Here is a 20,855-nt window from a genome sequence, read left to right on the forward strand (position 1 = left end):
CCGCTCGTCCTCGTTCACATACCGGCCCCGCACCGCACGCCGGACGGTGATCGGGTTCGGGCCGTGCCGCCACCGTTAACCGGTCCGCGGGTTGATCCCGACCACCCGGGCCGCCTGCGAACAGTTCATCCTCTGCTCCACCAAGGCAAGGTAAACCGCCCGCTCCCGCAGCAACGGCCGGCCACGCTGCGGATCGAACGGTCCCGGACCTCAAACTCCATCATCAACACCCCTTCGATCGGATGTTGCAACGACCCAAGGAATCCGAGCTGCTGAGTGGGGCGAAACTAGCGCCCGGGTATGACATTTCCGGGTCGGCCATCCACAAGCGCGGTGGTTCGGTGGCGGCTCTTCATGTCGTGCGTGAGTGGGTGGTGCCGACCGTCGCTCCCGCCGGGACCCGGCCGGGCCGAGCAGGCCGCTGGCGCGCCCAAAACGCTCACCCCGGCCGGGCGACGTGCGTGAGTGGTCGCGCTTACCCCGGAAAGCGGCGCAGGCCGTCGGTGAGGAACTGGGCCACCTCGTCCGGTGAGTCCAGGGTCAGGTCGGCCGCGCTGGACACCTCGGCGCCCGTCTCCGGGTTGGCGACCGCTACCGCCACGCCGAAGAAGCCGGGGTCGACGGCCTCGCGGGCGCGCAGCGCGTCGAACGCCTTGATGTCGGACATGTCGTCGCCGAAGTACCAGGCGCAGCGCGCGTTGCGGACGCCCTCGGTGATGACCATGCCCTTGTCCTGGTCGACCGGGGGCTTCAGCTCGATCACCATGCGGCCGCCCTGGATCTTCAGACCGTGGCGCTCGGCCTGCTCGTGACCCCAGCGCTCGACGTCGGCCGCCAGCTGCGGCGCCGTGCGGTAGTGCAGGGCCACCGACAGCCGCTTGAACTCGACCAGGATCTGCGGCGGCAGCTCGGCCTTGGCCCGCTCGGCCAGGTCGCTCATGGCCGGTATCCACGGCAGCGCGGCCGGCTCGGTGACGACCGCGCCCTCGTGCCACACCTCGAGCCCGTACAGCCCGTAGAGGTCGACCCGCTCGAGCGACGCGAACCGTGACCGCAGGAAGCTGACCGGCCGCGCGGACACTATCGCCACGCGGTGCACCGACGCGGCGAGCCGCTCGAGCACGCCGGGCACGGCCGGGACCGGCTGCGACGCGTCGGGGTCGTCGGTCACCGGCGAGAGCACGCCGTCGAAGTCGAAGAAAAAGGTGGTCTCGGCCGCGCGCTCGGCCGTGACGGCCCAAGCCTCGGCGACGCTCGGCGGATGGTTCGGACGCTGAGTCTCTGCCACGAGGTCAGATTACCTGCCGGAAGTCCGGATGGCCGCCTGAGAAATTGCCGTGACCCGGGTTTTGCGTACTACCGCGTGGCCCGGTTGACCGCTAGCGTTCTAAGCATGACGCGGGGTCATCCCGGGTCAGCCGGCCGGCCCGGACCTGCGACAAGTGCGCCACAGGGCCCCGCAATCCGACCCTGTGCATGTGCCGGGGGCCGGAGGTGCGGACCGCGGGCGTCGACGGGTTGCACGCCCGCTGGAGCAGGCCTGTGACACCACGCCGATCTGACGCCGAGGTCACCAAATCCAGCAGCCGCGCCGATACGGGACGCACATCCCGCGATCGACACGCTGACTCCGAACCGGCCCCTGCGGGCCGTGTTTTCGTTCTGGACACCTCGGTCCTGCTGTCCGACCCGGCAGCGTTCCGCCGGTTCACCGATCACGAGGTCGTCATTCCCCTCGTGGTTATCACGGAGTTGGAGGGCAAGCGTCACCATCCCGAGCTGGGCTGGTTCGCGCGGCAGGCGCTGCGCATGCTGGACGAGCTACGGATCAAGTTCGGTCGTCTCGACCAGCCGGTGCTGTGCAACGACGAGGGCGGCACCCTGCGCGTCGAGCTCAACCACGCCGATCAGAGCGTGCTCCCGCACGGTTTCCGCAATGACTCGAACGACACTCGCATCCTCTCGGTCGCGCTCGGCCTGGCCGCCGAGGGCCGCGACGTCACGCTGGTCAGCAAGGACATGCCCCTGCGCGTGAAGGCGGCCTCGGTCGGCCTCACGGCCGACGAGTACCGCCACGGCCAGGCCAGCGACCCGACCTGGACCGGCATGGCCGACCTCAAACTGGCCGAGGAGCAGGTCTCGGCGCTGTACGGGGGTGAGGAGCTCGAGCTCGAGGAGGCCGAGAACCTGCCCTGTCACACCGGCCTCGTGATCCACTCGCCTAAGGGCTCGGCGCTCGGCCGGGTCACCCCGGACAAGACGATCCGCCTCGTCCGCGGCGACCGGGACGCGTTCGGCATCCGCGGCCGCTCCGCCGAGCAGCGGGTCGCGCTCGACCTCCTGCTGGACGAGTCGATCGGCATCGTCTCGCTCGGCGGCCGGGCCGGCACCGGCAAGTCGGCGCTCGCGCTGTGCGCCGGCCTCGAGGCGACCATGGAACGCAACCGCCACAAGAAGGTGATCGTCTTCCGTCCGCTCTACGCCGTCGGCGGCCAGGAGCTGGGCTACCTGCCCGGCACCGAGAACGAGAAGATGTCGCCCTGGGCGCAGGCGGTCTTCGACACTCTCGGCTCGGTGGCCCACGCCAACGTGGTGGACGAGGTCATGGCCCGCGGCATGCTCGAGGTGCTGCCGCTCACCCACATCCGCGGCCGCAGCCTGCACGACGCCTACGTGATCGTCGACGAGGCCCAGTCGCTCGAGCGCAACGTGCTGCTCACCGTTCTCTCCCGCATCGGGCAGGGGTCGCGGGTGGTGCTCACCCACGACGTCGCCCAGCGGGACAACCTGCGGGTGGGCCGGCACGACGGCGTCACGGCCGTGATCGAGGCCCTCAAGGGCCATCCGATCTTCGCGCACGTGACACTGACGCGTTCCGAACGGTCACCGATCGCTGAAGTTGTCACCGACCTGTTGGAGGACATCCCCCTCTGAGGTGACCCTCGGTCGGGGGAGCTTTCGACCGGTTTGCGCGTAAATTTAGTGTGAGCAACCTCACAAGAGTGCGTCGGCATTTCACATCTACTTCACGTTGCGCAATGGTGTTCGGCGAGCGCCATCGCGTGGTCATCTTCGTCGGAGATCGACGTCGGGCCACCAGCTCGATCGAGGTTGATCGAGTTGTCGGCCCGAGTGGTCGCGGTGCTCGCGGCACGGCCAACCGCCTCGGCGGCCGGACGTGCCGCGTCATTGCCCCCGACGAAGGGATACTTCGTGAGTCGGCCTTGGAGCCGAGTCGGAGTACGTTCCGCGTCGGTCGGCCTGCTGGTGGCGGGTCTGATCGGCGGCGTGTACCTCGGCAAGGACCGCGTGGTCCAGGCGCCACAGCAGAGTTCCGAAGCGTCGAACGTCGTCCAGGTGGATGTCGACGACATGCAGCTGCTCAAGCAGCGCCAGAGCCAGCACGCCGCGGCTCGTGCGTTCCAGCGCGAGGCCGAGGGCGATGCCGCCGAGAAAGCGGCCGCCGAGGCGAGGGCCGCCGCCGACAAGGCGCACGACCTCGAGACGAAGGCGATCGCGGCGAAGAAGGCCGCCGCCGACGCCGCGGCGAAGAAGAAGTCCGAGGAGAGCGGCGGGCCGGTGGCCTACACCGGGCCGGTTCCCAGCTCCTGCAACGAGTTCTCGGGCAGCCGCAAGACCGGCTGTGCCCTGATGCTCGACGCCGGCTTCGGCATCGACCAGTTCCCGTGCCTCGACAAGCTGTGGAAGAAGGAGAGCGGGTGGAACTACCGCGCCTCGAACAGCAGCTCAGGGGCGTACGGGATCCCGCAGGCCTTGCCCGGCAACAAGATGGCGAAGTTCGGTGACGACTGGAAGACCAACCCCGCCACGCAGATCAAGTGGGGTCTGGACTACATCGAGGGCCGCTACGACTCGCCCTGCGGCGCCTGGTCGCACTCGCAGAGTACCGGTTGGTACTGACCGGTCTAATTAGACAAAGCCGACAAAACGGGTCCAGCGCGGCGATCGCGCCGGACCCGTTTTGCTGTGATCAAATGCGTGCATGGTCCGAAATGCCGCGCTCATCCTCGTTGGTGCCATCGCGAGCGTGGCGGTTGCCTGCGCGCCGGCGCAGGCCGTCGCGTTCGACCATCCGCGCCCGATCCGCGAGGTGGTCGGCGGCGTCGTCGCGCCGCCCGGCAAGTTCCCGTGGATGGTGCGGCTCTCGATGGGCTGCGGCGGCGCGCTGATCGCACCCCGCGTCGTGCTCACGGCCGGCCACTGCGTCGACGGTACGGGCGACACCGCCACCATCAAGGTGGTCGCCGGGGTCGTCGATCTCAAGTCGCCCAAGGCGCTCACGGCGCACTCGGTACGCGTGATCCGCGCGACCGGCTTCCGCGACGAGACCCGGGGCGACGACTGGGCCGTCATCCGCCTCGACCACGTGCTCGACCTGCCCACGCTGGCCCTGGTCAACGACGCGTCCGACGATCGTGGCCCGTTCGTGGTGATGGGCTGGGGGCAGACCCGCGAGGACTCGGTGAAGCAGGAGCGGCGCCTGCACTACGCCCCGGTGCCGGCCGTCTCCGACGAGAAGTGCGCGAGCGAGTACCACAAGGCCGACGTCAAGCTCGTGCCCAAGGAGCAGATCTGCGCCGGCAAGCGGGGCATCGACACCTGCCAGGGCGACTCCGGCGGCCCGATGGTCGGCAAGGACGCGCTCGGCCAGTGGGTACAGGTCGGCATCGTGAGCTGGGGGCTCGGCTGCGCCCGCGACGGCTACCCTGGCGTTTACACCCAGATCTCGGCGTTCCGCGACGACATCCGCAAGGCCACTCGCAAGCTCGGCTGAGCCGAGCCGTGGCAGTGGTTGCCGTTGCCTGGAACCATGGATGCCATGGGTTACGGCGGCTCGGACACGCAGTCAGATGCGACCAGGTTCGGCACGGAGGCGTTCTACGCCTCTCTCGGGCGGGCCTTTGTGACGATGTGTGCCGTCATTCCGCTTCTGTTCCTGATCGAGGTGATCGACAAGGGCATCGGCGGCGGCGAGCTCGACGTGGCCGGCGGCATCATCCCGCACCACATCTCCGGCCTTGACGGCGTCCTGTTCAGCCCGTTCCTGCACGCCGGGTGGGACCACCTCTACGGCAACGCGGTGCCGCTGATCCTGGTCGGCACGTTCGCGCTGGCCGGCGGGGGGCGCCGGTTCATCTGGTCGACCTTCGTCATCATGCTGGTCAGCGGCCTCGGCGTGTGGTTCGTCGGCGATCCGCACAGCGTGGTCGTCGGCGCGAGCGGGGTCATCTTCGGTTACCTCGGCCTGCTGCTGACCCGCGGCCTGGTCGAGCGCAGCTGGTGGAACCTCGCGGTGGCCGCGTTCATCGGCCTCCTGTACTGGTACCAGCTCTACAACATCCTGCCGACCGACGCCGCGATCTCCTGGCAGGGCCATCTGCTCGGCCTGCTCGGCGGCGTGATCGCGGCGATCCTGTTCCGCCGCAAGAAGCCGAAGACCCGGCCCGCGCTCTACGAGCCGACCACGACGACTCTTCCTCCTATCTAGACGATCTATCTAGGCGGCATCTCCAGCGGAAAGCGGAGAACGGGCGGAGGAGAGCAGCGCGGCAACCCGCTCGACGGTCCGCAGGTCGCGATCGCGCGGCATGATGATCAGGTCGGTGAAGCCCGCGGCCGCGAACGCCGAGCACGCCCGCAGGGTCTCGTCGTCGGTGGCGGGCAGCGGGAACTGCACCCCGCGCCGCAGCGTCGAGGGATCACGGCCGACCGCCTCGCAATGACGGTCGAGCACCGTCACCAGGCGCGCGAGGTCACCGGGTTCGGTCTCGAAGGTCGCGGTCAGCCAGCCATCGGCACGCTCCGCCACCGTACGCAGGCCGCGTTTTTCGCCGTTGCTCGCGATCCACATCGGTAGGGGTCGTTGAACCGGCTTGGGATCCGACCGCAGTTCGTCGAGCCGGAAATGCGCGCCCGCGAAGGTGACCGACGGCTCGGTCCAAAGGCGGCGGAGGATCTGAGCGGTCTCGTCGAGGCGCTCGACCCGCTCGCGCGGCGAGAGCGTGGGAAAGCCGGCGGCGGGATCGGCAGCCGGATCACCGCCGGCGCCGATGCCCACCTCGAGCCGGCCGTCGCTGATCTGGTCGACGGTGGCCGCCATCTTGGCCAGCAGCGCCGGGTGCCGATAGCCCACGCCGGTCACCAGGGTGCCCAGGCGGATGCGGCGGGTGCTCGCGGCCATCGCGGCCAGGACGGTCCACGCCTCGAAGATGTCGCCGGTGCGGTCGCGGCCCATCGGGATGAGGTGATCGAAGGCCCAGGCGTGGTCGAACGGCAGGTCGTCGAGCAACGACCACAGCTCGCGGTAGGCGCCGATCGGGTAGTGCTGTTGGGACGCTTTCCAGCCGATTCTCATGACAGTCAGCATAGCTGATCGTCAGTAGTGCTGAACATATCCGGAGGGGGATAGGGTTTGCCCGTGCTCCCCTCGGGTCTTCACACGCGGCTGGGATATCTGCTCAAACACGCCCAGATCGAGCTGGCCGAGCGCGGCCGGGTGGCGCTGGAGCCGCTGGGGGTGAGCGGGCGCGAGCTTGCCGTGCTGACGGTGCTGGGCGAGGGGGAGCCGCCGGCCCAGCAGCAGGCGGCGGGACGGCTCGGCGTCGACCGTACGACCATGGTTGATCTTGTGGACGCGCTGGAGCGCAAGGGGCTCGTCGAGCGCAGGTCCGATCCGGCCGATCGCCGGCGCAACCTCGTACACCTCACCGATCGCGGCCGCGAGGTGCTCGCCGAGGGTGAGCGGGTCCATCAGGACGTGGAGAAGACGTTCCTCGGCGCGCTGAGCGTGGAGGAGGGGCAGCAGCTCAAGGAGTTGCTGCGGCGGGTGCTGCAGGCCTGAGCCCGGCGCACCCGCCGCCGGTGCTAGAGGACCGGGTCGCCCATCGGGACCGTGGGCAGGTGGCCGTCGAAGTCGACCGCCGAGTAGAGGGCGAGCTTCTCCAGCCGGTGGTACGAGTCGATGACCCGGATCGTGCCGCTCTTGGAGCGCATGACGATCGACTGGGTGTGCGCGGCGCCGGAGCGGTAGCGGACGCCCTTGAGCAGGTCGCCCGAGGTCACACCGGTTGCCACGAAGAAGCAGTTGTCGCCGGTGACCAGGTCGTCCGTGGTCAGCACCCGGTCGAGGTCGTGGCCCGCGGCGAGGGCCTTCTCGCGCTCCGGCTCGTCCCGCGGCCACAGCTTCGCCTGGATCATGCCGCCCAGGCACTTGAGCGCGCAGGCGGCGGTGATGCCCTCGGGCGTGCCGCCGATGCCCATCAGCACGTCCACGTCGGACTCCATCCGGGCGGCCGAGATCGCGCCGGCGATGTCACCGTCGGAGATGAACTTGATGTTCGCGCCCGCCTGGCGGACCTCCTCGATCAGCCGGGCGTGGCGGGGGCGGTCGAGGATGCAGACCGTCACGTCGGAGACGCTGGACCGCTTCGCCTTGGCGATGCGGCGCAGGTTCTCCGCCGTTCCCGCGTTGATGTCGACGACGTCGGCGCAGTCCGGGCCCACGGCGATCTTCTCCATGTAGAAGACGGCGCTCGGGTCGAACATCGCGCCGCGCTCGGCCACCGCCAGGACCGCGATCGAGCCGGGCATGCCCTTGCTCATCAGCGTGGTGCCGTCGATCGGGTCGACGGCCACGTCGACCTCGGGGCCGGTGCCGTCGCCGACACGCTCGCCGTTGAACAGCATCGGGGCTTCGTCCTTCTCGCCCTCGCCGATCACGACGGTGCCGCGCATCTGGATCGAGTTGATGAGCTTGCGCATGGCGTCGACGGCGGCGCCGTCCCCGCCGTTCTTGTCGCCTCGGCCCACCCAGCGGCCGGCCGCCATGGCGGCGGCCTCGGTGACGCGGACCAGGTCGAGAGCGATGTTGCGGTCGAGATCCTGCGGAACCCGGGCCGGCATAGGGACGCCTCCTCGCGACGTTGCGGGGCTGTTTGTCCACCGATCCTCACATGGCCGGACGTGCAAAGTCCCGCGTCAGCGACATGGTTAACAATGGGTGAGTGGAACCCGCGCCCATGACCGATCCCGCCCCGGAAAATCGCGAAAGCCTCCCGGACGGGGTGCCCACCGACCCTGCCCGAGTCCCGCGCCTGCGCCGCCGCGAGGAACGCTCGCCCCGCGACATGGCGCTCTCGCTGGGCGTGCTGCTGGTGCCGATCGCCCTGCTGCTGATCTTCTATCGGGTGGTGCTGAGCGGCGACGCGCCCGTGACCGTCGACCCCAGCGCCACCCTCGAGGAGGCCCGCGCCGCCGCCGTCTTCACCGTCGCCGCGCCGACCGGCCTGAGCGACGACTGGCACGCCGCGAGCGCCACGTTCAAGCGGGAGACGACCGGCGCCACGCTCCGGATCGGCTACGTCGATCCCGACAAGGACCCCGTGCAACTCGTCGAGAGCAACGTCCTGGCGGCCACGCTGCTGCCGGCCGAGCTGAGCTCGAGCGCCAAGGCGGTGGGCGACTTCCGGACGCCGGCCGGGGTGTGGCGGGTCTACGACGGGCGGCCGGGGGAGAAGGCGCTGGTCCTGGCCGAACCGACCCGCACGATCGTGGTCGTGGGCAAGACCGACGTGAAGAACCTGCAGACCCTGGCGTCCGCGCTGACCTAGACGGTCATCCGAGCTACTCGATGTTCTCCTGACGCGCGGCCCGGGCGGCGTCGATGCGCTCCCGGGCCCCGTCCAGCCACCGCTGGCAGACGTCGGCCAGCTTTTCCCCGCGCTCCCACAGCGCCAGCGACTCCTCGAGCGAGCTCCCGCCCTGCTCGAGCCGCTCCACGACGGTCGCGAGCTCGGAACGAGCCTGCTCGTAGCTCAATTTCTCGTCGGTCATCAGCTCTCCTGTACCGCCGCGCGCAACTCGCCCTCGGCGAGCCGCACCCGGACCACGTCCTTGGGCTCCACATCCGTCGCCGCGCGGACCACATGCCCGTCGGCGCGCTGCACGATCGCGTAGCCCCGCTGCAGCGTCGCGGCCGGCGACAGCGCCCGCAGCCGGGCCACCGTGTGCCGCAGCTCGTCGTCGGCCCGCCCCAGCCGGTGCTCGAGGCTGCGGACCGCGCGCTCGCGCAGCGCCGTCACGTCGGCCCCGCGCTGGTCGATCAGCAGCTCGGGACGGGCGAGCGAGGGCCGCGACCGCCACGACTCGATGCGGTGCTCCTCGCGCTCGATCAGCGTGAGCACCGCCCGCTCGATGCGGCGCCGGGCGATGTCGATCAGCTGCCGTTCCTCGGCCAGGTCGGGGACGATCCGCTTGGCCGCGTCGGTCGGGGTCGAGGCGCGCAGGTCGGCCACGTAGTCGAGCAGCGGCGCGTCGGTCTCGTGGCCGATCGCGCTGACCACCGGCGTGCGGGCGCCGAACACCGCGCGGCACAGCGCCTCGTCGGAAAAGGGCAGCAGGTCTTCCACGCTGCCGCCGCCGCGGGCGATCACGATGACGTCGATCGTGTCGTCGTTGTCGAGGACCTTGAGCGCGTCGATCATCTGCGGGACCGCGGTGGGGCCCTGGACCGGCACGTTGATCACCCGGAAGTCGACGGCCGGCCACCGGCGCCGGGTGTTCATCAGCACGTCGCGCTCGGCGGCGCTGGCCCGGCCGGTGATCAGGCCGATGCGCTGGGGGAGGAACGGCAGCCGGCGCTTGCGCTCGCGGGCGAACAGGCCCTCGGCCGCCAGCAGCTTCTTGAGCCGCTCGAGCCGGGCCAGCAGCTCGCCCAGGCCGACCTGGCGGATCTCGTCGGCGCGCAGGCTGAGCGTGCCCCGGGCCGGGTAGAACTCGGGCTTGGCGTGCAGCGTGACCCGGGCGCCCTCGGCCAGCTCGGGCGCGCCCGCGTCGAGCACGTCGCGGTGGGCGGTGACGGTGAGGCTGAGGTCGGCCGAGGGGTCGCGCAGGGTCAGGAACACCACCGACGAGCCCGGGCGGCGGCTGATCTGCGCGACCTGCCCGTCGACCCACACCCAGCCGAGCTTGGCGATCCAGGCCCCGACCTTCTGACTGACGACGCGGACCGGCCACGGCTCGTCCGGGGAGCTCTTCGGCGACGGCTCACTCACCCGGCCAGACTACGGAAGACCCCCGACATTCTCGTCGTCCGCTATCTCGGCCCGCTCCTCGGCGTGTGTGTGCCGCCCGGCCGGGTGACGCGGCGCCGGCCGGTACGCCGGGGTCAGCACCGTGGCCAGCAGCACCGCGAACAGGCCCGCGCAGCCCCAGAACAGCACGTCGGCGACGGCGTGACCAGCCTCGCGCATCGAGAAGGGAAAGCCGTCGCCGACCAGCGTGCTGATCACCAGACCGGGGACGCCGACCACGAGGCCGGCCAGGTAGGCGGGCCACCGCGGGCGCTTCTCCAGCAACCCCAGCGTGAGCAGCACCAGGCCGCTGCCCAGCAGCACGACATGGAAGATCACGTAGGGCGCGTCGTCGAGACCCATGGCGAGGTCGAGCAGGCCGAGCGCGATGAAGGCCCAGGCGATCAGCAGCCGGATCATGGTCACCGTCGAGGGCAGCAGTCCGTCCTCCTCGTCCTGCTCGCCTTCGCGCATGCGACCGAGTATCGCCGCAAAATCGTCCTAACTCGGCCGAAACGGCGGGGGTCAGGGCCGGCGGTGGCGCACCAGCACGGCGATCACCACCAACACCATTCCCACGTACGCCCAGAACAGCGCGTCGGTGGCGACGGCGACCAGGTCGACGGACCAGTTCGCGCCGTGGGCGAGGCGCTCGGCGGTCGCCGAGTCGTCGGCCACCGCGCCCCGTTGCGCCCAGGCGAAGGGCCAGCCGCGGTCCTCGACGTAGGCGAACATGCAGCAGGTGCGCGCCCGGGACGAGGCCAGCCCGGCCGCCGTGCCGACCACCGCGAACAGGATCATCGTGACGGCCGTGACCAGGCGCGGCAGCGCGATCCGGTGCGGCATGAGCAGCACCAAGCCGGCCGCCGCGAGGACGAGCCCGACGCCGAGGTCGACCGCCGCGGTCGGGCCGTGCACCGCGAACAGGGCCCAGGTGAGGCCGCCGACCAGCGAAAAGGCGCCGAGCAACCATCGGCCCGCCGCGACCCACCGATTGGTCGTCCGGTCCTGCGCTGTGTCGTGCGCCGTGTCCTGCGTTATGTCGTCTGCCACCGCACGAGTATCGACGATCGGCCCTGTGGCGCATCTCGCAGAGGGGCAGGGTCCACCGGGCGGCACGTACCATGGCCGGGTGACCGAAGCTCGTAAGCGTGTCCTGCTGGCCAAGCCGCGCGGCTACTGCGCCGGCGTCGACCGGGCGGTGCAGACCGTCGAGGAGGCGCTGAAGCTCTACGGCGCGCCGGTCTACGTCCGCAAGCAGATCGTGCACAACAAGCACGTGGTGAGCACGCTCGAGGCCAGCGGCGCGATCTTCGTGGAGGAGAACGAGGAGGTCCCCGAGGGGTCCACCGTCGTCTTCTCGGCCCACGGCGTCGCGCCCGAGGTGCACGAGCAGGCCCGGGCGCGCAACCTCAAGGCGATCGACGCGACCTGCCCGCTGGTCACCAAGGTGCACCACGAGGCCAAGCGGTTCGCCGCCGACGACTACGACATCCTGCTCATCGGCCACGAGGGCCACGAAGAGGTCATCGGCACCTCGGGCGAGGCCCCGGCGCACATCCAGCTGGTCGACGGGCCCGACGCGGTCGACAAGGTCGTCGTGCGCGACCCGGCCAAGGTCGTCTGGCTGTCGCAGACCACGCTCTCGGTCGACGAGACCATGGAGACGGTGTCCCGGCTCAAGACCCGGCTGCCGCTGCTCCAGTCGCCGCCCAGCGACGACATCTGCTACGCCACGCAGAACCGCCAGCACGTGGTCAAGGAGATCGCCCCGTCCTGCGACGTGGTGATCGTCGTCGGCTCGAAGAACTCGTCGAACTCGGTGCGCCTGGTCGAGGTGGCGGTCGACGCCGGCGCCCGGGCCGGCCACCTGGTCGACTATGCCGCCGAGATCCAGGACGAGTGGCTGGCGGGCGCCACGACGGTCGGTGTCTCGTCCGGCGCGAGCGTGCCGGAAGACCTGGTCATGGACGTGTTGTCGCACCTGGCGTCGCGCGGCTTCGGCGAGGTCACCGAGTACACGACGGCCGAGGAGCGCCTGACCTTCTCGCTGCCGCAGGAGCTGCGCCGCGACATGAAGAAGGCTCAGCTCAACTCGGGCGCCTGAGGCTGGCGCGGGGCCACCTCGACCTGCGGCGGCGCCGGCATCTCCTGCTGGGAGACGCCCATCTCGGCCAGCTTGCGGGCGCTGACCAGCACCCGCGACTCCAAGGAGCCAACCGCTTTGTTGTACGCCGTGACGGCCCCACCCAGCGCGGCGCCCAGTTTGCCGACGTGGTCGCCGAGGGTGGCCAGCCGCCCGTAGAGCTCCCGGGCCAGGCCGTGCACGGCCACCGCGTTGCGGGCCAGCTCCTCCTGCCGCCACGAGTAGGCCACCGTGCGCAGCATCGCGACCAGCGTGGCCGGCGTGGCCAGCACCACGTTGCGCCGGAACGCGTGCTCCATCAGCGTCGGGTCGTGCTGGAGAGCGGCGTCGAGGAACGGGTCGGCCGGGACGAACAGCACCACGAAGTCGGGCGACGGCTCGAACGCCGTCCAGTACTCCTTGGCCGCGAGCGCGTCGATGTGTGCGCGCAGGTGGCGGGCGTGCTGGTCGAGGCAGGCGTCCCGGGTGCGCTCGTCGCGCGCCTCGGCCGCCGACAGGTAGCCCTCGAGCGGCGCCTTGGCGTCGACGACGACGCTGCGGCCGCCATGCAGACGCACCACGAGGTCGGGCCGTACGCCCTGCTCGTCGGTCGCGCCGGTGACCTGCTCGGCGAAGTCGCAGTGCTCGAGCAGGCCGGCCGCCTCGACCACCCGGCGCAGCTGGTGCTCGCCCCACCGGCCCCGCACCTGCGGCGCCCGCAGCGCCGACACCAGCTGTTTCGTCTCGGTGCGCAGCTCGTTCGAGACCGCGCCCATCTGCCGCACCTGCTCGCGCAGCTCGGCGTAGGCGTCGACCCGCTCGTGCTCGAGCTGGGCCACCCGCAGCTCGTAACGGCGCAGCGTGTCCTGCAGCGGGGAGACGGCGAGGGCCACCGCCTCCTGGGACTGGGCGGCCGACTCGTACGACAGCGCGCGCATCGACTGCTCGAGCCGCTCCTCGCCGTCGCGGTGGGCCTGGACCGTCGCCTCGAGGCGCGCGATGTCGGCCGCCGCCCGCATGCGGGCCGCCAGCCAGCCGAGGGCGGCGCCGACCGCGAGACAGAGGAACACCACGGCCAGCGTCGAGACGGTCACAACGGGCAGATTGCCACACACGTACGACAAGACCGGCGAGGGTACCGTTGAAACATGAGTGTGTTGCTGATCGTGGGCATCGTCATCGTCGTCCTGTTGGTGGTCGTGCTCGTGCGCCGTGGCGGCGCGGCGAGCCAGCAGACGCAGCTCGAGGACGCGCGGGCCGACGCGCAACGGTGGTATGAACGTCTCGGCGGTCAGCTGATGAACCTGCACGGCGACGACCCGGCCGCGCGGCAGGCCCTCTCCGACGCGAGCGAGCGCTACAACGCGGCCGGTGGCCAGCTCCAGCAGGCCAACAGCGTGCGGCAGTTCGAGCTGGCCCGCGAGTCGGCGCTGGAGGGCCTCAACTACGTGCGTGCCGCCCGGGTCGCGATGGGCATCGACCCCGGCCCCGAGCTGCCGCCGCTGGCGAGCGCGCAGGGCGCCGGCCGGCTGACCCAGGAGCGCGAGGTCAACGTGCAGGGCCAGCATTACAAGGCGGGCCCGATGCCGGGCGCCGACACGCCGTACTACTACCCCGGCGGCCGCGTGCAGGGCCGCCCGGTCCCCGCCGGCTGGTATTCGACCCCGGTCTGGAAGACGGCGCTCGGCGCCGGCGCCGGCGTGCTCGGCGGCATGCTCATCTTCGACGCGCTGTTCTCGCCCGGCTTCGGCGACATGGGCTACGGCGACGGCTTCCAGGACGGCTACCAGGACGCCGCCCAGGACTTCGGCGGCAGCGACAGCATGGGCGACTTCGGCGGCGGCAACGACTTCGGCGGCGGCGGCGATTTCGGCGGCGGCGACTTCGGCGGCGGCGATTTCGGGGGCGACTTCTAGGCCGGCCGGTCCGCGGGCAGACGGCGGGCGAGTTCGCGGCTTCTAGGCCGGCCGGTCCGCGGGCAGGCGGCGGGCGAGCTCGCGGCGCAGGGCTCGCGGGCCCGGCCAGATCTCGGTGAGGTCGGCGGTGAAGGCGGTGCCCTCGGCGGTCTCGGTCATGGCCGGGCCGCCCGGGCCCTCGTCCTGCACCGGGTGCACGCGGTCGAGGTCGATCGGCGTGACCTCGAGCACCGAGCGCATGCCCTGGCGGCGTACCACCACGTGGGCGATGTCCGGCCAGGCCAGCAGGATCGGGTCGCTGTCCTGGGCGGCCAGCTCGAGCCCGCCGGACGAGATGCGGACCCAGGTCTTCAGCGCGCCGCGGGTCGACCAGGCGTAGGCGCCGGCCGCCAGCGTGCTGATCGCGGCCGCCTCCAGGCCGGTCTGCCACCAGGGGTTGCCGGTGCCGCCGACCATCAGCGCGGCGATCGGCGACACCGCGCCGAACGAGATCATCAGGAGCGCCAGGACGGTGATGAACGTCCGCCACGGCGAGGACCGGAACAGCACGGCGTCGGCGGCGGGCGCCTGGACCTGCTCGGGGGCGATCGACATGCCCTTCATGCTGCAACAGCGAAGGGGCCGGGACCGGCCAAACGCCGGTCCCGGCCCTCGTGATCAGAAGGCGCGGCCTCGTGATCAGAACGCGCAGGCGATGACCAGCTCGGGCGTCCGGTCGGGCATCCGGTCGAGCTTGGCGATCCGGCCGGCCGCCTTCAGGTCGCCCTCGATCAGCGCGAGCCGGTCGAGCAGCGCCGCCGGGCCGAGCGCCTCGGCCAGCGGCACGTCCGCCTTCATCGAGAGCTTCCGGTCGGACTTGGCCCGCCGCACCTGACGCAGCGCGTCGCCGGCCAGGTCGAGCAGGCCGGCGTCACCGTCCTCGCCGGCGACCCGGGTCAGCTCGTACCGCGTGGGCCAGGTCGAGCGGTGGACCGAGCCGTACCGCCACCACGACCAGACCTCCTCGGTCACGTACGGCAGGACGGGCGCGAACAGCCGCAACTGCACCGACAGCCCGGCCGCCAGCGCCGCCCGCGCCGAGTCGGCCGCCGGCCCTTCCGCGTACGCCCGCTCCTTGACCAGCTCGATGTAGTCGTCGCAGAAGGTCCAGAAGAAGTGCTCGGTGGCCTGCAAGGCCTCGGTGTGGTCGTACCGGTCGAAGCCCTCGGTCGCGGTGGTGACCACGGTCGCGAGCCGGGTCAGCATCGCCCGGTCGAGCGGCTCGGTCACCGGCTGCCGCAGCGCCTCGGCCGCGCCCAGCCCGAGCGCGAACTTCGACGCGTTGAGCAGCTTGGTCGCCAGTCGCCGGCCGACCTTGATCTGGGCCGGGTCGAACGCGAGATCGGCGCCGGGCCGGCCGTTCGCCGCCCAGTACCGGACCGCGTCCGAGCCGTTCTGCTCGAGCAGGCCCATCGGCGTGACGACGTTGCCCTTGGACTTCGACATCTTCTTGCGCTCGGGGTCGAGGATCCAGCCGGAGAGGATCGCGTTGCGCCAGGGCAGCACGTGGTTCTCCAGGTCGGCCCGCAGGACCGTGGTGAACAGCCAGGTCCGGATGATCTCGTGGGCCTGGGCTCGGTGATCCATCGGGAAGACCCGGCGGAACAGGTCTTCGTCGTCGAGCCAGCCGCCGACGATCTGCGGCGTGAGCGACGACGTGGCCCACGTGTCCATGATGTCGGGGTCGGCGGTGAAGCCGCCCGGGACGTCGCGCCGGGTCTCGTCGAAGCCCGGCGGACACTCCGAGGAAGGGTCAACCGGCAGTGCTGATTCGTCCGGTATGAGAAGCTGGCCGTAGTCCGGTTCGCCAGCGTCGTCGAGCCGGTACCAAACCGGGATGGGCACGCCGAAGAACCGCTGCCGGCTGATCAGCCAATCCCCGGTCAGCCCGCTCACCCAGTGCTCGTAGCGGTGCCGCATGTGCTCGGGGAACCACTTCAGCTCCCGGCCACGCTCCAGCAGGCGATCGCGCAGCTCGGGCTCGCGGCCGCCGTTGCGGATGAACCACTGCCGGCTCGTGACGATCTCGAGCGGCGAGTCGCCCTTCTCGTAGAACTTCACCTGGTGCGTGATCGGCGTGGGCTCGCCGACCAGGTCGCCGGCCTCGCGCAGCAGCCGGACGATCTCGCGCCGGGCCGCGTTGACGGTCAGGCCGGCGAACGGCTCGTAGGCCGCCGCCGGGACGCCGGCCGGGCGGTCGGGCAGGAAGCGCCCGTCGCGCCCGAGCACGACCCGCGTCTCCAGCTGGAGATCACGCCACCAGGTGACGTCGGTCAGGTCGCCGAAGGTGCAGACCATGACGATGCCGGTGCCCTTGTCGGGCGCCGCGAGCGCGTGCTCGTAGACCGGGACCTCGACGCCGAAGAACGGCGTGCGGACCGTGCGGCCGACCAGGTGCCGGTAGCGCTCGTCACCCGGGTGGAAGACCAGCGCGACACAGGCCGGCAGGAGCTCGGGCCGGGTGGTTTCGATCTCGACCGGGCCGTCCGGACCATGAAATTTCACGCGGTGGTACGCGCCGGGCCGCTCCCGATCCTCCAGCTCGGCCTGGGCGACGGCCGTGCGGAAACCGACGTCCCACAACGTCGGCGCCTCCGCCGTGTACGCCTCACCGCGCGCCACGTTGTTGAGGAAGGCGCGCTGCGAGACGGCCCGGGCGCGGGCCCCGATCGTGGTGTAGGTCAGTCCCCAGTCGACGGACAGCCCGAGCCTGCGCCACAACTCCTCGAACGCCTTCTCGTCCTCGGTGGTGAGTCGCCCGCACAGCTCGACGAAGTTGCGACGGGAGATCGAGACGGCGTCCTTCGGCGCCTTGGCCGGCGGCTGCCAATCGGGGTCGTAGGGAAGGTTCGGGTCGCACCGGACGCCGTAGACGTTCTGGACGCGCCGCTCGGTCGGCAGCCCGTTGTCGTCCCAGCCCATCGGGTAGAAAACGGTCTTGCCGCGCATCCGCTGGAACCGCGCGACCGTGTCGGTGTGCGTGAACGAGAAGACGTGCCCCACGTGCAGCTCGCCCGATACGGTCGGCGGGGGCGTGTCGATCGCGTATACATCCGCCCGCTCCTTGGAACGGTCGAACGTATACGTGCCCTCCCCCTGCCAGCGGCGCGCCCACTTGTCCTCGAGCCCGTCCAGCGACGGCCGCTCGGGAAGACCGGCGCGCGCGGTCATCTCCGTATCAGTCATGGCCAGAATGCTACGGGCGTACTCCCGCGTGAGCCCGGCAATATCCCGCGATGGGCCACTTCGACGACGGGTGCTCGCGACGATGGGTGCTCGCCGGGAGAGACGCTCACGCCGCCTCGAAGTCGAGCAACCAGCGTTTCACCGGCAGGCCCCAGCGGTAGCCGCCGAGAGAGCCGTCGAGGCGGAGCACCCGGTGGCACGGCGTGAACAGGGCCACCGGGTTGCGGGCGCAGGCCGAGGCGGCGCCGCGGATGGCGGCCGGGCGGCCGGCCAGGTCGGCGAACTCGGTGTAGGTCACGGGGCTGCCGGGCTTGATGTCGCGCATCACGCGCCAGGCGTGGGCCATGAACTCGCCGCCCGTGCGCTGCTCGACGACCACCCGATCGAGGGCGGTCAGGTCGCCGTCGAAATAGGAGCGCACGTGCTCGGTGACCGGGCCGATGTCGGCGGCGGCCTCGGCCGGCTCGAGCAGGGCCCGATGGATGAGGGGCAGCAGCTCGCCCACGTCGTCGGTGAAGCCCGTGGCGCGCACGCCACCCGCATCGCCCACCACGATGGTCAGCGGGCCGGCCGGGGTCTCCATGGTCTGGTACTTCAACATTTCGTCCTCCAACGGCGATCGGGGGGCAGGGACACAGCCTGGCCTTTCGCGGCCGGCCGCGTGCGACTTTCTTGGAGCCTGTGGATAACCAGCGTCAGGACGCCCGCCACAAGCGGATCAGCGCGTACGAGCGCCACGGCCGCCAGCGCTCGGCGTGCTTCTCCAAGGCTTTCGGCGTCGAGGGCAGCCCGAGCGCCGCGGCGCCCCGGCGCACGGCCACGTCGGTCGGCAGGAACACGTCCGGGTCGCCGATCGCCCGCATCGCCACGTAACCGGCGGTCCAGGCGCCGATCCCGGGCACCTCCATCAGCCGCGCCATCGACTCCTCGCGGTCGGCGCCCGGCTCCAGGTCGATCTTGCCGTCGGCCACGGCCGAGGCCAGCTGGCGGATCGTCTCGCGGCGCGCGGCCGGCATGCCGAACGCCGAGTCCGGCAGCTCGGCGATCGCCCGGGCGGCGGGGAACCCGACCAGGTCGGCGCCGTCGAAGCCACCGGCCGCGCGGATCATCCGGGTCAGCGTCGTGCGGGCGCCGGACACGCTCACCTGCTGCCCGACGACCGCTCGCACGGCCACCTCGAAACCGTCGACCGCCCGCGGCACGCGTACGCCCGGCTCGGTGTTGATCGAATCGCTCAGCGCGGGATCCGCACCCAGCGTGGCATCTACGGCATCGGGGTCGGCATCCAGATCGAAGAGCCGCCGGCAGCGGGCCACGGCCGGCGCGAGGTCGCGCACGTCACTCAGCCGCAGCGTCGCGGAGACCCAGCGGTCGGCCGGGGTGAGCGCGACGGTCGCGCTCCCATGCGGCAACACCAGACCGCGCCGGTACGTGTCACCCGACCGTTCCTCGACGCCCGGAAGTGCCCGTCGTTCGAGGAAGTCGAGCAGCGCCGGGACGTGCAGCGGAGACCGGTAGGCGAGCCGCAGACTGATCGTGCCCGGCTCGGCGTGCTTGATCGGGCGGTGTTCCCGCAGCTGGCTCGGCGTCTGCGCGTACACCTCCTGCATGGTGTCGTTGAATTGCCGCACGCTGCCGAAACCGGACGCGAAAGCGATCTCCGCGAGCCCGAGGTCGGTGGTCTCGGTGAGGATGCGCGCGGTCTGCGCCCGTTGCGCCCGGGCCAGCGCGAGAGGTCCCGCGCCGAGCTCGGCCGTGAGCATCCGGTTGAGGTGGCGCTCGGTGTAGCCGAGGCGGGTGGCCAGGCCCGGCACGCCCTCGCGGTCGACCACGCCGTCGCCGATCAGCCGCATGGCCCGGCCGACCAGGTCGGCCCGGACGTCCCACTCGGGCGAGCCGGGCGCGGCGTCCGGCCGGCAGCGCTTGCAGGCGCGGAAGCCGCCCCGCTGAGCGGCGGCCGCGCTGGGGAAGAACGTGACGTTCTCCCGTTTCGGGGTCATGGCCGGGCAGGACGGGCGGCAGTAGATGCCGGTGCTGGTCACCGCGGTGTAGAACCAGCCGTCGAACCGCTGGTCCCGGCTGTCCACGGCCCGGTAGCACCGTTCGAAGTCCAGTTCCATGCCGTTGAGTCTGCTGCGTCCCGGGGAAAATGGCTGGCGGGATTCGGACATGACCGTCAGCTCCGGGCGCGTCCCTGGGCAGTGCGTAGACTGGGCTTCCGTGAGCCTCACCATCGGAATCGTCGGCCTGCCCAACGTTGGCAAGAGCACCCTGTTCAACGCCCTGACCAAGAACGACGTGCTCGCGGCGAACTACCCGTTCGCGACGATCGAGCCGAACGTCGGGGTCGTCGGGCTGCCCGACGAGCGCCTGGAGAAGCTCGCCGAGCTGTTCAGCAGCGAGAAGATCATCCCGGCGCCGGTGAGCTTCGTCGACATCGCCGGCCTGGTGCGGGGCGCGTCCAAGGGTCAGGGCCGCGGCAACGCGTTCCTCGCGAACATCCGCGACGCCTCGGCGATCTGCCAGGTCGTGCGCGCGTTCTCGGACCCGAACGTGCTGCACGTCGACGGCAAGATCTCGCCCGCCGACGACATCGAGACGATCAACACCGAGCTGATCCTGGCCGACCTCCAGACGGTCGAGAAGGCGCTGCCCCGCCTCCAGAAGGAGGCGAAGCTCAAGAAGGACCGCGCGTCCGTGGTGGCCGCGGCCGAGGCCGCGTTCAAGGTGCTCAACGACGGCGCGACGCTGTACTCCGGCGGCCAGGGCATCGACCTCGACCTGCTCGCCGAGCTGCACCTGCTGACCATCAAGCCGTTCCTGTACGTGTTCAACGTCGACGAGGCCGAGCTGGGCAACGCGGCGTTCCTCGACGAGCTGCGCGCCCTGGTCGCACCGGCCGACGCCGTCTTCATGGACGCGAAGATCGAGTCCGAGCTGATCGACCTGCCGCCGGACGAGGCGATGGAGCTGCTGGAGTCGACCGGCCAGACCGAGCCGGGCCTCAATCAGCTGATCCGGGTCGGCTTCGACACGCTGGGCCTGCAGACCTACCTGACCGCGGGCCCGAAGGAGGCGCGCGCCTGGGTGATCCCGACCGGCGCGACGGCCCCCGAGGCGGCGGGCGTCATCCACAGCGACTTCCAGCGCGGCTTCATCAAGGCCGAGATCGTCAGCTACGACGACCTGATGGCCGCGGGCTCGATGGCAGCCGCCAAGGCGGCCGGCAAGGTCCGCATGGAGGGCAAGGACTACGTGATGAAGGACGGGGACGTCGTGGAGTTCCGCTTCAACGTCTGAGTCGCGCCGAGGGCAGCTCGAGCGGGTGAATTCGGTGGCTCGGGGCTGCCCCGGGCTTGACCAGGCAAAGCTCGAGGGATTTGCTGATGAAGGCTCCGCACCGGCTGGTGCGAAGCCTTCATCCAAGCGGCGACGCGCGCCACTCCTTCACTTCAGCAATGACAGGTTAACGCGCGACGCCGCTGCCTTTGAAGGGCA

21 protein-coding genes are annotated in these 20,855 nt (G+C 70.9%); 9 read left to right on the plus strand and 12 right to left on the minus strand.

Going from position 1 to position 20,855, the window contains the following annotated elements:
* Positions 1-475: 475 nt before the first annotated feature.
* A complete protein-coding gene (gene otsB, locus ACZ6TB_RS32510) occupies positions 476-1,288 on the minus strand; it encodes a trehalose-phosphatase (protein WP_465560810.1) in 813 nt (270 codons plus the stop codon).
* Positions 1,289-1,542: 254 nt separating this feature from the next.
* Between otsB and ACZ6TB_RS32515 the strand changes: the two genes are divergently transcribed.
* From ACZ6TB_RS32515 to ACZ6TB_RS32530, 4 genes are all read left to right on the plus strand, one after another.
* On the plus strand, positions 1,543-2,934 hold the full coding sequence (locus ACZ6TB_RS32515) for a PhoH family protein (RefSeq protein ID WP_465560813.1): 1,392 nt from the start codon (positions 1,543-1,545) through the stop codon (positions 2,932-2,934).
* A gap of 279 nt (positions 2,935-3,213) precedes the next feature.
* Positions 3,214-3,921: an aggregation-promoting factor C-terminal-like domain-containing protein gene (locus ACZ6TB_RS32520; RefSeq protein ID WP_465560816.1), complete on the plus strand. Its 708-nt coding sequence runs from the start codon at positions 3,214-3,216 to the stop codon at positions 3,919-3,921.
* A gap of 127 nt (positions 3,922-4,048) precedes the next feature.
* Positions 4,049-4,795 carry a S1 family peptidase gene (locus ACZ6TB_RS32525; RefSeq protein ID WP_465560818.1) on the plus strand — a complete coding sequence of 249 codons (747 nt, stop codon included), beginning with the start codon at positions 4,049-4,051 and terminating at the stop codon, positions 4,793-4,795.
* A 45-nt stretch (positions 4,796-4,840) separates the two neighbouring features.
* Positions 4,841-5,509 carry a rhomboid family intramembrane serine protease gene (locus ACZ6TB_RS32530; RefSeq protein WP_465561490.1) on the plus strand — a complete coding sequence of 223 codons (669 nt, stop codon included), beginning with the start codon at positions 4,841-4,843 and terminating at the stop codon, positions 5,507-5,509.
* Between the two features lie 9 nt (positions 5,510-5,518).
* Here ACZ6TB_RS32530 and ACZ6TB_RS32535 read toward each other — a convergent pair whose 3' ends face one another.
* Positions 5,519-6,376 (minus strand): LLM class flavin-dependent oxidoreductase, encoded by an 858-nt coding sequence (locus ACZ6TB_RS32535; RefSeq protein ID WP_465560820.1) that lies wholly within the window; start codon positions 6,374-6,376, stop codon positions 5,519-5,521.
* Positions 6,377-6,439: 63 nt separating this feature from the next.
* Between ACZ6TB_RS32535 and ACZ6TB_RS32540 the strand changes: the two genes are divergently transcribed.
* On the plus strand, positions 6,440-6,862 hold the full coding sequence (locus ACZ6TB_RS32540) for a MarR family winged helix-turn-helix transcriptional regulator (RefSeq protein ID WP_465560823.1): 423 nt from the start codon (positions 6,440-6,442) through the stop codon (positions 6,860-6,862).
* Between the two features lie 23 nt (positions 6,863-6,885).
* Here ACZ6TB_RS32540 and glpX read toward each other — a convergent pair whose 3' ends face one another.
* Positions 6,886-7,923 carry a class II fructose-bisphosphatase gene (gene glpX / locus ACZ6TB_RS32545; protein ID WP_465560826.1) on the minus strand — a complete coding sequence of 346 codons (1,038 nt, stop codon included), beginning with the start codon at positions 7,921-7,923 and terminating at the stop codon, positions 6,886-6,888.
* Positions 7,924-8,024: 101 nt separating this feature from the next.
* On the opposite strand from glpX, the gene ACZ6TB_RS32550 reads away from it, so the two are divergent.
* Positions 8,025-8,630: a DUF4245 domain-containing protein gene (locus tag ACZ6TB_RS32550; RefSeq protein ID WP_465560829.1), complete on the plus strand. Its 606-nt coding sequence runs from the start codon at positions 8,025-8,027 to the stop codon at positions 8,628-8,630.
* A gap of 13 nt (positions 8,631-8,643) precedes the next feature.
* Here ACZ6TB_RS32550 and ACZ6TB_RS32555 read toward each other — a convergent pair whose 3' ends face one another.
* Genes ACZ6TB_RS32555 through ACZ6TB_RS32570 form a run of 4 tightly spaced genes read right to left on the minus strand, consistent with a single transcriptional unit; the run spans position 8,644 to position 11,144 of the window.
* Positions 8,644-8,853: an exodeoxyribonuclease VII small subunit gene (locus ACZ6TB_RS32555; protein ID WP_465560832.1), complete on the minus strand. Its 210-nt coding sequence runs from the start codon at positions 8,851-8,853 to the stop codon at positions 8,644-8,646.
* Positions 8,853-10,073, minus strand: coding sequence for an exodeoxyribonuclease VII large subunit (xseA, locus tag ACZ6TB_RS32560; RefSeq protein WP_465560834.1), 1,221 nt, complete (start codon positions 10,071-10,073; stop codon positions 8,853-8,855). The genes ACZ6TB_RS32555 and xseA overlap by 1 nt, the downstream gene beginning before the upstream one ends.
* Positions 10,074-10,082: 9 nt before the next feature.
* Positions 10,083-10,565: a hypothetical protein gene (locus ACZ6TB_RS32565; RefSeq protein WP_465560837.1), complete on the minus strand. Its 483-nt coding sequence runs from the start codon at positions 10,563-10,565 to the stop codon at positions 10,083-10,085.
* 51 nt (positions 10,566-10,616) lie between these two features.
* Positions 10,617-11,144 (minus strand): hypothetical protein, encoded by a 528-nt coding sequence (locus ACZ6TB_RS32570; protein WP_465560839.1) that lies wholly within the window; start codon positions 11,142-11,144, stop codon positions 10,617-10,619.
* Between the two features lie 79 nt (positions 11,145-11,223).
* On the opposite strand from ACZ6TB_RS32570, the gene ACZ6TB_RS32575 reads away from it, so the two are divergent.
* Positions 11,224-12,198, plus strand: a complete 975-nt coding sequence (locus ACZ6TB_RS32575) for a 4-hydroxy-3-methylbut-2-enyl diphosphate reductase (protein ID WP_465560842.1) — start codon at positions 11,224-11,226, stop codon at positions 12,196-12,198.
* Here ACZ6TB_RS32575 and ACZ6TB_RS32580 read toward each other — a convergent pair.
* Positions 12,177-13,310, minus strand: a complete 1,134-nt coding sequence (locus ACZ6TB_RS32580) for a DNA recombination protein RmuC (protein WP_465560844.1) — start codon at positions 13,308-13,310, stop codon at positions 12,177-12,179. The two genes, ACZ6TB_RS32575 and ACZ6TB_RS32580, sit on opposite strands and share 22 nt — an antisense overlap.
* Positions 13,311-13,364: 54 nt before the next feature.
* Here ACZ6TB_RS32580 and ACZ6TB_RS32585 point away from each other — a divergent pair, with 54 nt between their 5' ends.
* Positions 13,365-14,132 (plus strand): hypothetical protein, encoded by a 768-nt coding sequence (locus ACZ6TB_RS32585; RefSeq protein WP_465560847.1) that lies wholly within the window; start codon positions 13,365-13,367, stop codon positions 14,130-14,132.
* 42 nt (positions 14,133-14,174) lie between these two features.
* On the opposite strand, the gene ACZ6TB_RS32590 is transcribed toward ACZ6TB_RS32585, so the two are convergent.
* From ACZ6TB_RS32590 to ACZ6TB_RS32605, 4 genes are all read right to left on the minus strand, one after another.
* On the minus strand, positions 14,175-14,726 hold the full coding sequence (locus tag ACZ6TB_RS32590; RefSeq protein WP_465560849.1) for a hypothetical protein: 552 nt from the start codon (positions 14,724-14,726) through the stop codon (positions 14,175-14,177).
* Positions 14,727-14,810: 84 nt separating this feature from the next.
* Entirely contained in the window at positions 14,811-17,357 is a 2,547-nt protein-coding gene (valS, locus tag ACZ6TB_RS32595) for a valine--tRNA ligase (protein WP_465560852.1), read from the minus strand.
* A gap of 106 nt (positions 17,358-17,463) precedes the next feature.
* The gene (locus ACZ6TB_RS32600; RefSeq protein WP_465560855.1) at positions 17,464-17,958 is read right to left on the minus strand and encodes a methylated-DNA--[protein]-cysteine S-methyltransferase; all 495 of its coding nucleotides are present in this window, start codon (positions 17,956-17,958) and stop codon (positions 17,464-17,466) included.
* Between the two features lie 94 nt (positions 17,959-18,052).
* Complete coding sequence (locus ACZ6TB_RS32605) at positions 18,053-19,477, minus strand: AlkA N-terminal domain-containing protein (RefSeq protein WP_465560858.1); 1,425 nt, start codon at positions 19,475-19,477, stop codon at positions 18,053-18,055.
* A gap of 100 nt (positions 19,478-19,577) precedes the next feature.
* Between ACZ6TB_RS32605 and ychF the strand changes: the two genes are divergently transcribed.
* Positions 19,578-20,657 carry a redox-regulated ATPase YchF gene (gene ychF, locus ACZ6TB_RS32610; protein ID WP_465560860.1) on the plus strand — a complete coding sequence of 360 codons (1,080 nt, stop codon included), beginning with the start codon at positions 19,578-19,580 and terminating at the stop codon, positions 20,655-20,657.
* Positions 20,658-20,855 lie beyond the last annotated feature (198 nt).

This window comes from Actinoplanes sp. NPDC051537, from assembly GCF_055586105.1.

Bases quoted from the DNA above. Each gene is read 5' to 3' on its own strand.
- glpX (WP_465560826.1), bottom strand. From the start codon at position 7,923: ATGCCGGCCCGGGTTCCGCAGGATCTCGACCGCAACATCGCTCTCGAC.
- ACZ6TB_RS32565 (WP_465560837.1), bottom strand. From the start codon at position 10,565: ATGCGCGAAGGCGAGCAGGACGAGGAGGACGGACTGCTGCCCTCGACG.
- ACZ6TB_RS32605 (WP_465560858.1), bottom strand. From the start codon at position 19,477: ATGGAACTGGACTTCGAACGGTGCTACCGGGCCGTGGACAGCCGGGAC.
- ACZ6TB_RS32530 (WP_465561490.1), top strand. From the start codon at position 4,841: ATGGGTTACGGCGGCTCGGACACGCAGTCAGATGCGACCAGGTTCGGC.
- ACZ6TB_RS32535 (WP_465560820.1), bottom strand. From the start codon at position 6,376: ATGAGAATCGGCTGGAAAGCGTCCCAACAGCACTACCCGATCGGCGCC.
- ACZ6TB_RS32590 (WP_465560849.1), bottom strand. From the start codon at position 14,726: ATGTCGATCGCCCCCGAGCAGGTCCAGGCGCCCGCCGCCGACGCCGTG.
- valS (WP_465560852.1), bottom strand. From the start codon at position 17,357: ATGACTGATACGGAGATGACCGCGCGCGCCGGTCTTCCCGAGCGGCCG.
- ACZ6TB_RS32555 (WP_465560832.1), bottom strand. From the start codon at position 8,853: ATGACCGACGAGAAATTGAGCTACGAGCAGGCTCGTTCCGAGCTCGCG.
- ACZ6TB_RS32600 (WP_465560855.1), bottom strand. From the start codon at position 17,958: ATGTTGAAGTACCAGACCATGGAGACCCCGGCCGGCCCGCTGACCATC.
- ACZ6TB_RS32585 (WP_465560847.1), top strand. From the start codon at position 13,365: ATGAGTGTGTTGCTGATCGTGGGCATCGTCATCGTCGTCCTGTTGGTG.